This is a genomic window from Anabaena sp. PCC 7108 (assembly GCF_000332135.1).
Lineage (GTDB): Bacteria > Cyanobacteriota > Cyanobacteriia > Cyanobacteriales > Nostocaceae > Anabaena.
Map to the genome: position 1 here is coordinate 1435969 of NZ_KB235896.1, position 11672 is coordinate 1447640.

General features: G+C 39.1%; 13 protein-coding genes and 2 pseudogenes. 7 read left to right on the forward strand and 8 right to left on the reverse strand.

What is annotated here, in order from left to right:
• Positions 1–59: 59 nt before the first annotated feature.
• Both ANA7108_RS0107235 and ANA7108_RS0107240 read right to left on the reverse strand, forming a co-directional pair.
• Positions 60–1190, reverse strand: coding sequence for an aldo/keto reductase (locus ANA7108_RS0107235; protein WP_016950105.1), 1131 nt, complete (start codon positions 1188–1190; stop codon positions 60–62).
• Between the two features lie 132 nt (positions 1191–1322).
• Positions 1323–1820 carry a bifunctional nuclease family protein gene (locus tag ANA7108_RS0107240; RefSeq protein WP_016950106.1) on the reverse strand — a complete coding sequence of 166 codons (498 nt, stop codon included), beginning with the start codon at positions 1818–1820 and terminating at the stop codon, positions 1323–1325.
• Positions 1821–2161: 341 nt separating this feature from the next.
• Here ANA7108_RS0107240 and ANA7108_RS0107245 point away from each other — a divergent pair, with 341 nt between their 5' ends.
• The gene (locus ANA7108_RS0107245) at positions 2162–2839 is read left to right on the forward strand and encodes a riboflavin synthase (protein WP_016950107.1); all 678 of its coding nucleotides are present in this window, start codon (positions 2162–2164) and stop codon (positions 2837–2839) included.
• A 193-nt stretch (positions 2840–3032) separates the two neighbouring features.
• On the opposite strand, the gene ANA7108_RS0107255 is transcribed toward ANA7108_RS0107245, so the two are convergent.
• Together ANA7108_RS0107255 and ANA7108_RS0107260 are read right to left on the reverse strand one after the other, a co-directional pair.
• Complete coding sequence (locus ANA7108_RS0107255; RefSeq protein ID WP_016950109.1) at positions 3033–4658, reverse strand: M23 family metallopeptidase; 1626 nt, start codon at positions 4656–4658, stop codon at positions 3033–3035.
• A 91-nt stretch (positions 4659–4749) separates the two neighbouring features.
• Positions 4750–5562 (reverse strand): biotin--[acetyl-CoA-carboxylase] ligase, encoded by an 813-nt coding sequence (locus ANA7108_RS0107260; RefSeq protein ID WP_016950110.1) that lies wholly within the window; start codon positions 5560–5562, stop codon positions 4750–4752.
• Between the two features lie 77 nt (positions 5563–5639).
• On the opposite strand from ANA7108_RS0107260, the gene pgeF reads away from it, so the two are divergent.
• Complete coding sequence (pgeF, locus tag ANA7108_RS0107265; protein WP_016950111.1) at positions 5640–6419, forward strand: peptidoglycan editing factor PgeF; 780 nt, start codon at positions 5640–5642, stop codon at positions 6417–6419.
• A 115-nt stretch (positions 6420–6534) separates the two neighbouring features.
• On the opposite strand, the pseudogene ANA7108_RS28640 reads toward pgeF, so the two are convergent.
• A pseudogene (locus ANA7108_RS28640) lies at positions 6535–6711 on the reverse strand (Uma2 family endonuclease); the annotation flags it as partial.
• A gap of 44 nt (positions 6712–6755) precedes the next feature.
• On the opposite strand from ANA7108_RS28640, the gene ANA7108_RS0107275 reads away from it, so the two are divergent.
• Together ANA7108_RS0107275 and ANA7108_RS0107280 are read left to right on the forward strand one after the other, a co-directional pair.
• Positions 6756–7208, forward strand: a complete 453-nt coding sequence (locus ANA7108_RS0107275) for a deaminase domain-containing protein (RefSeq protein ID WP_016950113.1) — start codon at positions 6756–6758, stop codon at positions 7206–7208.
• A 2-nt stretch (positions 7209–7210) separates the two neighbouring features.
• Positions 7211–7972, forward strand: coding sequence for a hypothetical protein (locus tag ANA7108_RS0107280; RefSeq protein WP_016950114.1), 762 nt, complete (start codon positions 7211–7213; stop codon positions 7970–7972).
• A 32-nt stretch (positions 7973–8004) separates the two neighbouring features.
• Here ANA7108_RS0107280 and ANA7108_RS28645 read toward each other — a convergent pair whose 3' ends face one another.
• From ANA7108_RS28645 to csaB, 3 genes and pseudogenes are all read right to left on the reverse strand, one after another.
• Complete coding sequence (locus ANA7108_RS28645; RefSeq protein WP_369750738.1) at positions 8005–8139, reverse strand: hypothetical protein; 135 nt, start codon at positions 8137–8139, stop codon at positions 8005–8007.
• Between the two features lie 210 nt (positions 8140–8349).
• Positions 8350–8790 (reverse strand): annotated as a pseudogene (locus tag ANA7108_RS27010) (Uma2 family endonuclease); the annotation flags it as partial.
• Positions 8791–8842: 52 nt separating this feature from the next.
• Positions 8843–9889, reverse strand: coding sequence for a polysaccharide pyruvyl transferase CsaB (csaB, locus tag ANA7108_RS0107290; RefSeq protein ID WP_016950117.1), 1047 nt, complete (start codon positions 9887–9889; stop codon positions 8843–8845).
• Between the two features lie 47 nt (positions 9890–9936).
• Between csaB and ANA7108_RS0107295 the strand changes: the two genes are divergently transcribed.
• The 3 genes from ANA7108_RS0107295 to hisA all read left to right on the forward strand — a co-directional run bounded on the left by ANA7108_RS0107295 (position 9937) and on the right by hisA (position 11461).
• Positions 9937–10272 carry a DUF2499 domain-containing protein gene (locus ANA7108_RS0107295; RefSeq protein WP_016950118.1) on the forward strand — a complete coding sequence of 112 codons (336 nt, stop codon included), beginning with the start codon at positions 9937–9939 and terminating at the stop codon, positions 10270–10272.
• Positions 10269–10580, forward strand: coding sequence for a DUF3593 domain-containing protein (locus ANA7108_RS0107300; RefSeq protein ID WP_016950119.1), 312 nt, complete (start codon positions 10269–10271; stop codon positions 10578–10580). Before ANA7108_RS0107295 ends, ANA7108_RS0107300 begins: the two co-directional genes overlap by 4 nt.
• 107 nt (positions 10581–10687) lie before the next feature.
• Entirely contained in the window at positions 10688–11461 is a 774-nt protein-coding gene (gene hisA / locus ANA7108_RS0107305; protein WP_016950120.1) for a 1-(5-phosphoribosyl)-5-[(5-phosphoribosylamino)methylideneamino]imidazole-4-carboxamide isomerase, read from the forward strand.
• Positions 11462–11672: the final 211 nt, after the last annotated feature.

Below are 11672 nucleotides of genomic sequence, written 5' to 3' on the forward strand. Positions count from 1 at the left end.
GTACAGTGGTGCGGAGAGGAGAAGGATTTTGATATAAGTATATTATCGGTAATAAAAAACTAACTCCACAATCTTCTCCCAGCTTTCCCATTTAATCTCTCATGGGTATCTGCTAATAAAGCCGGAATATCTAAATTTTCAGGACATTTAGGTAAACAATCACCGCATTCTGTACAACGATTTCCCTTCATTCCTGGAAACCAATGACCAGCATTTTCAAACATTCCATAACGATATTTTCCATAAGCATTCATGTCATAAGCTACTGCTAAATTTCTTAATCTTAAAACTTCAGGAATATTGATATTTTCAGGACAAGGTAAACAAGCATAACACTGACTACATTTATCAGTATTTAAAACTATATTTTGCTGATTTTCTAATTCTTCAAAAACAAGGTTTTCTGCTGAAGTTAACTCACCAACATGATCAGCAACTTCCAAAGGTACAATTAATTCTTCTGGAGTTGCAGCACCTACACTTAAAGTTGTAATGCGGTTGTCACTCAATAAAAATCTATAGTTTAATTCCAAAGGTGTAAATGGCTGACAGAGTTCTTTTAAAGTTGAAGGTGGTGTATAAAGTCTTCCTCCCTTATCAGCGGGAGAAATAATAAAAACACCCATATCTTTTTTTGCTGCTGCTTGAATAGCTGAAGCATTGTGTTGGAAAAAATAATAATAATGCAAATTAATAAATTCAAAAAAATCTGTATTAATAGCTGCCAGAATTATATCTAATGAAGCGTGGGTAGAAAAACCAACGTGTTTTACTCTGCCATCATTTACTGCTTCTTGTACAGCTTGCATACAGCCGTTTTTAGCTTGTACGCATTCTAAATGTTCTGGGGTATTTAAACCATGAATTCCCAAACAATCAAGATAATCTATATTTAAACGTTGTAATGATTCATCAATACACTGACGCATCGTCTCAGCATCGGGTGTGGGAGTAATTTTGGTAGTAATATACAGTTGATTTCTGGGTACTGACAAACCAGCTTTTATCGCTGCACCTAAATACTCCTCACTTTTACCGTAACCTCTAGCTGTTTCGATGTGATTAATTCCCAAAGATAAAGCTTTTTCAATAGTTTTTTGGGCAGTTTCTGCGTTAGCTAAATAACGCATTGTTCCCAAAGAAAAAACCGAGATGTGTAAATTAGTTTTCCCAAAACGTCGATATTGCATAAATCAGTTTGGATTTATGTTGTCAAGATTTTATATTTCATGAAATTGATTAAATTAGTAGGGGTTTAGCATTGCTAAACCCTTACATTGATAGCAACTTAAACACAAACAGACTTTTAACCCTGTCACCTCTTAACTGTCACCATTATCAAATCTTTTAATCAAATCTTCAGGACGAAGATTGGAAACAAATTCACGGAAAGCTTGCTGTTCAGCTTCGTCAGCATCTCTATCAACTGGGATAGAAGCATCAGCTACTACCTCTTCCATCACCCAAATAGGTGTATTTGTACGGAGGGCAATTGCGATCGCATCGCTAGGACGGGCATCAATTTCTTTTTTAACCTCCCCTTGCTGAACTATCAAAACTGCATAAAATGTATCCTTTTGCAAAGAATGAATAATGACCTTTTCTATAGTCATATTCCATGCTTCTAACATATTCACAATTAAGTCATGGGTTAAAGGTCTAGGAGGCTTTTGGTTTTCCAGCGCTCCCATAATTGCCCTAGCCTGTTCTTGACCGATATAAATTGGTAAAGCCCGACGATCTGAGCTATCTTTTAGAAGTACAATCGGGCTGCGGGTTATGGCATCTAATGCTATACCAGCGACTCTCATTTCAATCATTGGCTAACCCTCTAAAATCCTTTAAGCGCTTGAGTAGTCAGTTGTAAATAATACCCTTGGTTGGGTTTTTCTGGGACAGAAGTAAACATAGGGCTTTTATTCTCTATAATTGCTTCTATTAAACTCCGAACTTGTGGTGAATGCCAGAATAAATCAAATTGCTTTACCAAAACAAGAATCTTCTTACTCAAGTATGCCTTGAGATTGATGTTAATGTGTTAGTGTTAGTTTGTCCAAAAAAAATCTGAAAATTATATTTAAAGGTTTTATATTGTTTTCAGCATTAACAGTTCATTTCAGCCAAAATTAAGCAATAAATAGAATTAGTTTGGCAAAAAACCGTGTTCACAGGATTAATTCAAGGCTTAGGTACTATCAAACCCTTAGGGAAAAATTCTTGGCAGATTAGTTTCGTCAGCGAGTCTGAGACAATTATGCAGGATTTGACTTATGGTGACAGTGTGGCTGTAGATGGCGTATGTCTCACAGTAGAAGAAATTTTAAAAGATGGGTTTATTGCCACTGCTTCACCAGAAACCCTGCGGCGCACGACTTTAGGTAGAGAAGAAACTCAAGAAAAATATGTCAACTTAGAAACATCACTGCGAGTTGGCGGCAAAGTCGGTGGTCATTTTGTCATGGGTCATGTAGACGGAATTGGGAAATTAATTTCTTCAGAACAGACTGCTACTTCTTGGGAAATGACTTTTATGGCAACTCCTGCGATCGCTCGATACATTGTCCCCAAAGGTAGCATCGCTGTCAATGGCATCAGCCTCACGGTAGCCACTTATGAACCTGAACAGTCTCACTTTACTGTAGCAGTGATTCCCGTCACTTATGCCAAAACTAATCTCAACTATTTAGTTCCTGGCAGCTGGGTAAATCTCGAAGGAGATATTCTCGGTAAATACGTGGAAAAATTCCTATATCCTGGCAATCAACCCAATCAAGATGTAGATGAGGTTGGTTGTGATATGATTACACCCGCATTTTTAACAGAACACGGGTATTTGTAAACTGGGGCAGGGTGCAGGGTGCAGGGTGCAGGAGGCAGGAGGCAGGAGGCAGGAGGCAGGAGGCAGGAGGCAGGAGACAGGGAGAAAGAGGGTTTTAATCTACTTAATTGCTGATCAAATAAACTCTCCGCGTCCCCGCGTCCCACCGTCACCGCGTCTCCTACTCCTCGCGTCACCCCATCTCCCCATCAACCTATTGTGCAGAAGCTGTGCCTGTGCTTTGCGCCAAGTTACCGAGTCCAGATTGTAATTGTACACCTGGGTCAACAGCAACCCAACCATTTGCTGTCAAATGGCGGACTTCAAAATGGAGGTGAGGTCCTGTAGAGTTGCCAGTGCTACCAACTCGACCAATGACAGTTCCTGGTTCTACCCATTGACCGGGACGAACAAAGACTTCTGACATATGACCGTAGAGAGTTTGTTGAGCAGAACTATGATTAATAATTACTGCTAAACCATAACCACCAACCCAGTCAGCAGTTTCGATTTGACCTTTAGCCGCTGCCAAAACTGGTGTTCCCATTGGCGCACCCAAGTCTGTACCAGCGTGGAAACGTCTATCCCCTGTAATAGGGTGAACCCGCCAGCCAAACAAAGAAGTAATAGGCGCGGCTACAGATAGGGGAAACATCATTCCCCCACCACCACCACGATAAGCAACAGCACCACTATAAGGAATTTGTGGTAAGACTGATGCCAGCGAAAACTCATAAGACACATTGCTGGGGCGAGGTGCAATGTTACCCTCTGCCATTGGTGCAGGTAAACTACCAAAACTAGGCGCAATGGGAGTAGCACTCACGCTTGTAGTGCTGAATTCGCTTGGTTGAGGAATAAAACGATTGGAGCGATATGCAGTTTTTGTATGACTGCTACGACCAATGTGGGAATTACTCCAACTTCTGTTATTCACAGCACTAGCAACAGTCTCAACAGCATTTCGAGGTTCTGGGCTGTCCTTGGTTGCTATTTGCCGGACTGTTGGTGGTACTTTGTCTAAACTAGCGGTTTCACTTTTTCTCAGCCAAGTGGGTGCTGATTTTTTGAGAGAATCAGCTACACGGGGATTGTCAATTGCTTTTTTACCACAAGCACCACGAGCAATTTCTCGTGCTGAGAAAACCGCTCGACAGCCCCCAGCGTGTTCTGTGACTACTACAGAACTGGGTGCTTCATAGTTACTTGTAGCAGTACCGTTGTAATTTGTGGGGTCAATGAGGGTGTTATTGTAATCTTTTGTTTTCCTGGCGGTGGTACTAGCAGTTTCGTTTGAGTTATTTGCTGGTTTAACAAATTCTACGGCTTGATCGGGTGCTGAATTAGCAGAAGTTTGCGGTTTTTCAGCCTGTACTCTTTCTACTTTGGGTTTAGAAATTCTGACAGTAGCCTTAGGTTCAGAATTCTCTACTCTGGGTTTAGAAATTCTTACAGTAGGTTCAGGTTCAGAATTCTCTACTTTGGGTTGAGAAATTACGACAGGTTGTTTTGATTGGGAAACTTTTTCCCGGTTAAGTTTTGTTTTGAGTCTGGCTCGACGTGCCACAAAATCTGGCTGCGCTTCCATGTTTTCTGGTGCAACAGTAGCTTTTTTGACTGGTTCGGCAACCGCTGCGGGCTGGGAATTGTCATTAGTAGGAACAATGTTATCTACCGATGTTTCCATTTGAGCAGACACAAAACCACCACCAAGGAGGCTAATGCTGCTCAACCAGCAGAGACTTTGGGCTGGTAATGTGGATGCAAAGCGTTTCTTTTTTAAACCTTCTGTCTGCAAATTATGCAAGTGGTTATGGGCAGATTTATGGCGCTGAGTCATTTGTTCTCTCAGTTGTGAGTAATTAAGTTTAAAGAGATGATGTCAGTGGTTTGTCTTGCCCAAAGAGCTAAATTTTTAACAAACCTAAAAGTTAAACAGAAGATTTACAGTAACCTAAACTGATTGTACCGGGTGCGACGGAAATTTCTGGTGTTATTGATTCCTTCGTATCATATGTAGCCATTCTTAAACGGAGATTTCCTTGTGGTGTTACCCCAACTACAGTGCCTAAATTATTATTCACATACACCTGATCACCGATATTTGTCAGTAAATCAAGATAACGAGATAATAGTATGCCTATTCCTTCGTCACTTAGGCACTCTAGACCGGATTCTATTCCCAGCAAAACTCTGGAGGTGAGAATTTCCAGACTAGGAATTGGTTGTCTATTTTGGGACTTTTGCCACAATTCTAAATTGATGCCGGTTTGGGGTACTGGATTTACCCAGTTAATACCCACACCAATTACTGCTTGAGTTACTTGTCCTTTATAGACTTTGGTTTCCGTCAAAATGCCGCCTAGTTTGCGACCATCCAATACTAAATCATTCGGCCATTTTATGCCTACACTTACGCCACACTTTCGCAATTGGGCGGCAATTCCCCAAGCACTGGCTAAAGTTAGCTGATATCCATCTGCCGCTATTAGTTTAGAAGAAATCCCAACCGACAGATATAGTCCGCCAGTAGGAGATAGCCACTGACGACCCCATTGCCCTCTACCTGCGGTTTGTTGTGTGGCAATAACGACACATCCTGGTTTTTCTCCTTGGGCGAGTAATTCCCACAGAGTTTGATTAGTTGAGGATAAGCTGTCAAAAATATGTAGAGAATATGGTAAATCTGTATACTCACGCTCTGCTTTCAGAGTATTTACCAAAAGTTGCTGATCAAATTCCACCGCTGTTCCCCTAAATCCCGTTGTTCACGTTAGCATTGATTGGCGGTTTTAAATTTTTTGTTTAGGTTTGGTTAAAGATGCACACTTGGCACTGGCACAATTGGGAAGGTCTACCCTACCTGACTTGTAATCTATTAGAACTTTGGCCTCATGGTTTCTTTACGCAGCAGTTTTGGCCTCTTCCGCCACATGAGTTAACAAAAGTGCTGCAACCAGACGCTTTAGCTTATCGTTTACAACAAGTACATGGCAATACTGTCCTGACTCCCCAAGAAGTTGATATCCAGTTAAGTACAGGTGAAAATAACTTGGCTTTGGCAGATGGCTTAATCAGTGAGCAACCTTTACAAGCTGTTTGGGTGGCTTCTGCCGATTGTACACCGGTGCTGATTGGAGATGTGAAAATCGGACAGGTGGCAGCTTTACACGCTGGTTGGCGGGGTACGGCAGCAAAGATTGTCCCCCAAGCTATTCAGAGAATGCAATCCCAAGGCAGCAAACTAGAAGATTTGCGAATTGCCATGGGGCCTGCTATCGCCGGCGAAGTTTACCAAGTTGCAGTGGAAGTTGCCGCTGAAATTGGAAACACTATTATACCACATAATGATCCACAAAAAATTATTACTGCTTTACACAATTTACCTGATTCGCCTTTATTTGCAGATCCAGAACCAGGAAAGGTGCGTTTAGATGTGCGTCGGGTGAATGCTTTGCAGTTGGAGCAATTGGGAATTAGTGTAGAACAAATTGCGATCGCACCTTATTGTACTTTCCAAACTCCAGAGCATTTCTTTTCTTATCGACGGGAAAGGGAGAAAAAGGTGCAATGGTCAGGAATTGTGAGTGCAAGTAAATAACAAGCTAAAAAATCTCTAATTTGCACAGCATATTGAAATAAAACTCTTGTGGGACGGGCATCTTGCCTGTCCAAATATCTGCAATATAAATTATAAATGCACAAAAGCTTAATATCTATCCCCAAACAATTCCCATATTTAAAATAAACCCCGGTAAAATATCTTCACCTGATAATTCTTGAGGAAAGTCTAATATTTCCACTGGTTTACCAAGACGATAAATTTCCACTTGACGCATTTTCCGATTAATTAACCAACCTAATTTAACTCCGTAATCTAGAAAAAGCTGCATTAATTATTTCATGTTAATTATTTCATTATTATTACCAGTGCAAAATGGAAGAACCAAATTTAATCTCAGATGCAGCTAATATCCGACAGATATATCTTAACAAACCATTTCCGAAAGGTAATATTGCTATTATCGAAGTACGATTAGAAGATGGTAAAGCTTTTGGAATGGGTGCAACATCTAGAGCCAACAGTCCAGCACCTAAACCAGAACCTAAGTCAAAGGGAGGACAATTTGAACCTACTGTAGATTCCCACTCACGACGTACTACTCCTATGGATACTGATGCGGAATATAAGGTTTTATCAGCTATTGCAGAAACTTTAGAATTTATCTACAATAAGGATAATAACCGCGTTAGAGGGCAACTGTATCTTTACACAGAAAGAAAACCTTGTGAAAGTTGTCAACGCGTTATAAATCAGTTCGAGCAAAAATTTCCTGAAGTAACAATAAATATTTCTTGGACATATCCTTATCCTCCAAGTAGCAATTAACTATGACATTCATATTACATGAAGTTGAAAAGTCTCCTCTAATTTTAGCTAGTGAAATTCCTGATTCTTTACGTTTAGTCATAGAGAGAATTCAGGGATATTCTTATGCAGAATTATATGAAGAAAAAGATATTCAGGGAATAAGTTTAGAAAAATCTTTAAACACAGTATTTGATGCAATAGAAAAAGAAAAAGAAAAAAATAGTTTAGATATAAGTTATTGCTATTTTTTTATGGCTATAGTTATGGGAATCGCTGTGCAACCAACGATTAAAACTTATTTACCTCGTGAGACAATAACTGGTAAGATATTTCAGTATATTTTTCAAGATTGGATCTATCCTCAAAATAATTATCAGCAAAATTTAAACGTTTCATTTCGGGATTATCAGAATTATTTGGGACAATATCAAGCTCTTGATGAGGCTATTGATGTTTTTGAGAATATGCTGCAAGCACTGGAATCTGTGAAAACTAGAGAAGCCATATTAAATATTTTAGATGATTGCTTCCAGGGTTATGCTATTTTTCCAGGTTCGCAAGGTAGACGAGAACTTTTTGATTGGTGGTTATTAGATGTTGTTCCATCTGTTTTTTGTGGACGTTTACCTAAAAATATTCATACTTTAAAGGGAATTGATAAAGTGACTAAACATATTACTAAAATACGGAACTATTTTTGGAAAGTAGTCGAGAATAATCAGTCTCAAGGACATATAGATTTGGAAAAACAAAATTTGTTATTGAGTTTTCTGGCTAGATAGTTTTTGTTAATTTCTAAAATAAGAAGTAATATCTATCCCCAAACAATTTCCATATTTAAAATAAACCCCGGTAAAACATCTTCACCTGATAATTCTTGAGGAAATTCTAAGATTTCCACTGGTTTACCAAGACGATAAATTTCCACTTGACGCATTTTCAGATTAATTAACCAACCTAATCAGGGGAAACGCATCTTATCAATAAGGGCAATTTAATCTCAATAATGACCAAAATATTTGCATTAATGACCCCTTATTGACAATATTTTAGTCCATCACTATGACTCTGAAAAAATCAATCAAACGATAAATTGGGATTTATTGGTTTATACATTAAAACGATATTTTGTCAATAAAATTTAGATGCGTTTCCCCTGCCAACCTAATTTAACTCCGTTATTTATATATTCTTGCATTTTGGTTTGCGTTTCCTGCAAACTATCACTAGGTGACATTAATTCTAAAACAAAATCTGGGGCAATTGGTGAAAATTTTTCTTGTTCTTCTGGTGTAAGTGCATCCCATCTCTCTTTTTTTATCCAAGCAACATCAGGAGAACGATTTGCACCATTGGGAAGTTTAAAACAGGTAGAAGAATCGAAACAAACTCCTAGTTTAGTTTGACGATTCCAAATAGCAAAATCTGTTGAAATTTCAGCATTTTGATTTCCTGTTATTCCTCCTGTAGGTGATATTATCAATAATTTTCCGTCTGCATTGCGTTCAAATTTGACTTCAGGATTTTCTCGACAGAGTTGATAAAATTGGTTGTCGGTAAGTTGGATAATAGGGTTTAAGTTGACGGTGATAGCTGTCATAATAAATTTCCTTATGGATGATATCAACCTTAACTAAATTATAGAATAAATCTCATTTTAACGCTTCCTTCAACAAATCCCGATGCAAAAAAGCCGCATTTACCAAAGATTGAATTTTCGCATCTGACAAAGATTCACTCTTATTATAATAATCAATCCAAGTTTTACTAATTAAATCTACATCATCTGGTAAATCCTTTAAATCCCATCCAGGTATTTCTAAATCTTCCATTAAGCGATTTACTTTTGGGTCATAACTCAATGCAAAACAACGAGAACCTTCTGATGCTGCCATAATTAAACTATGTAGCCGCATTCCTATAGACATTTCCACACCGCGAAACACGCCTTTTAAAAGTTGCGGTTCTTCCAAACAGATAATTTTACTACCGTCTTTTAATTGAGTTTGAATTTTTTCAGCAATTCCTAAATCTTCGCTTTTTTGAAATGGCAATAATAAAATAAAAGCTTGAGTAGATTTTTGCAAATTAACTAAAGCAAGAGTTAAATTTGCTAACCGAGTTTCTGTAAGTTGGGGATGATTTCTTAAAGTAACCGCAATTCTGGGTTTTGGTAAATCTGCTAATTCCGGTACTGGCTTCGATTCCAACGCCCAAACCGGGTCTGGTGCAAGGATATGAGGTATACTCCAATCTGATAATAAACTAGAACTAGAGCGATCGCGCACACTCACTTTCGTACAACCTGCAAAATTCCTCTTGGCTAAAAACCGAGTTTGGGAACGCAACAGAGGACCAATTCCCTGTCCCCAAGCCACAGTTTTCAAACCCATGACTTGAGCTAAAGCCATCAATCCGCCATAATAAAAAGGGCTAATGGTGCTAGTCACATCTTGAATTAAACTCCCACCACCCCAAATAAAAACCTCACAAGAACGCAAAGCCTTGATTACCTGTAAAAACGCCATGCGGTTGTAACATTCCACACCATAACGTTGATGAGTTTCTTCAGGATTTCCAGAAAGCACCACAGGAGTGACATCAGATGGTAGCATTTGCAGAAGTGTCGCTAACAAAGCTTCATCACCACCATTACCCTTACCGTAATACCCAGACAATAAAACTCGCATTTTCCCCATTTTGGATTTTAGATTTTAGATTTTAAATTTTGTATTTTGAATTAATTATGCACGCACTTTCGATTCCTACCTGGATAATTCATATTTCTAGCGTCATTGAATGGATAGCCGCTATTTGGCTAATCTGGACTTATGGTGAACTTACCAAAAATCGTAGTTGGTGGGGATTATCTTTTGGTATGTTACCAGCTTTAATTAGTGCAATGTGTGCTTGCACTTGGCATTATTTCGACAATTCCGAATCATTAGAATGGTTAGTGACACTGCAAGCTACCATGACATTAGTTGGTAATTTTACCTTGTGGGCAGCAGCTTATCTAATTTGGCGTTCTACCAAGTCTGCAAACACAATTGAAGCACAATCTATCAAATCAGAACAATGATATCAAAAGAAACCCTATTTGCCCTCTCTCTATTTCCCTATTTGGGTTTCTTGTGGTTTATCAGCCGCAGTCCACAAATGCCACGTTTAGCCCTATATGGATTTTACGGCACATTGGTATTTGTTGCTGTCACCATTCCCGCCGGCATTTACGCCAAAGTCCATTATGGAGAACAATTAGCTAACATAGACTGGTTACATGGTAGCGCAGAAGTCTTTTTAACTCTCTCTAACATCTTACTAGTCTTAGGTTTTCGCCAAGCAGTACAGGAAATAGGGAATAGGGAACAGGGAACAGGTGACAGGTGACAGTTAAGAGAGAATAGGGAAGAGAAAATAATAATTTAGAAATCACCAATTACCAATTACCAATTACCAATTACCAATTACCAATTACCAATTACCAATTACCAATTATGGAAGTCATACCAGCAATTGATTTACTAAAAGGTCGCTGTGTGCGACTATATAAAGGAGACTACGAGCGATCGCAAGTATTCAGCGAAAATCCGGTTGAAGTTGCGAAAATGTGGGCAGACCAAGGCGCAACCAGATTACATTTAGTTGATTTAGATGGCGCGAAAGCTGGTAAAATCGTCAACCTAGCCGCAATTGAAGCCATTAGAAATAATCTTTCTATCCCCATTGAAGTTGGGGGAGGATTGCGCGATCGCTCAAGTGTGCAACAATTATTTAATCTGGGTGTAAATTGGGCAATTCTGGGAACTGTCGCCGTCGAACAACCGCAGCTAGTTCAAGAACTTTGTCAAGAATTTCCCCAACAAATTATCATAGGTATAGATGCCCGTAACGGCTTAGTTGCCACTCGCGGTTGGTTAGAAACATCAGCAGTATTAGCCACGCAACTCGCAGTACAAATGCAAGAATTAGGTGCAGCAGCCATAATTTACACCGATATCAATCGTGACGGTACGCTAGAAGGTCCAAATTTAGACGCATTACGAGAACTCGCAGCGGCAATTTCCATACCCGTAATTGCTTCTGGTGGTGTCAGTTCCGTCACCGATTTGTTAAGTTTATTAGCTTTAGAACCCCAAGGTGTAACAGGTGTGATAGTAGGAAAAGCTTTGTATACCGGCGATATTATTCTCAAAGAAGGATTAAAAGCAATTGGACCAGGAAGACTTCAAGATATTCCCCCCAATTTCGACTTTTCTAACTTCGCTTAATAAGTTTCTCCGTAAAGCTGCATCAATTTCTGGAATGATTGATATTCTGGGTGTAGCTAAAATCATCACCGATTATACAGTTAACTTTTATGTCTGATAAAAACGGCAATTCTAACCAAAATTCCAACCAAAACCAGACAAACAACAACACAAAAACTAAAAGAAGACAACCACCTCCAGGATTAGGAAAACCAAAAACAGAATAATTACA

Coding starts and splice junctions, on each gene's coding strand:
- ANA7108_RS0107235 (WP_016950105.1), bottom strand. CDS start 1,190: ATGCAATATCGACGTTTTGGGAAAACTAATTTACACATCTCGGTTTTT.
- ANA7108_RS0107240 (WP_016950106.1), bottom strand. CDS start 1,820: ATGATTGAAATGAGAGTCGCTGGTATAGCATTAGATGCCATAACCCGC.
- ANA7108_RS0107255 (WP_016950109.1), bottom strand. CDS start 4,658: ATGACTCAGCGCCATAAATCTGCCCATAACCACTTGCATAATTTGCAG.
- pgeF (WP_016950111.1), top strand. CDS start 5,640: ATGCACACTTGGCACTGGCACAATTGGGAAGGTCTACCCTACCTGACT.
- ANA7108_RS0107275 (WP_016950113.1), top strand. CDS start 6,756: ATGGAAGAACCAAATTTAATCTCAGATGCAGCTAATATCCGACAGATA.
- ANA7108_RS0107280 (WP_016950114.1), top strand. CDS start 7,211: ATGACATTCATATTACATGAAGTTGAAAAGTCTCCTCTAATTTTAGCT.
- csaB (WP_016950117.1), bottom strand. CDS start 9,889: ATGGGGAAAATGCGAGTTTTATTGTCTGGGTATTACGGTAAGGGTAAT.
- ANA7108_RS0107295 (WP_016950118.1), top strand. CDS start 9,937: ATGCACGCACTTTCGATTCCTACCTGGATAATTCATATTTCTAGCGTC.
- ANA7108_RS0107300 (WP_016950119.1), top strand. CDS start 10,269: ATGATATCAAAAGAAACCCTATTTGCCCTCTCTCTATTTCCCTATTTG.
- hisA (WP_016950120.1), top strand. CDS start 10,688: ATGGAAGTCATACCAGCAATTGATTTACTAAAAGGTCGCTGTGTGCGA.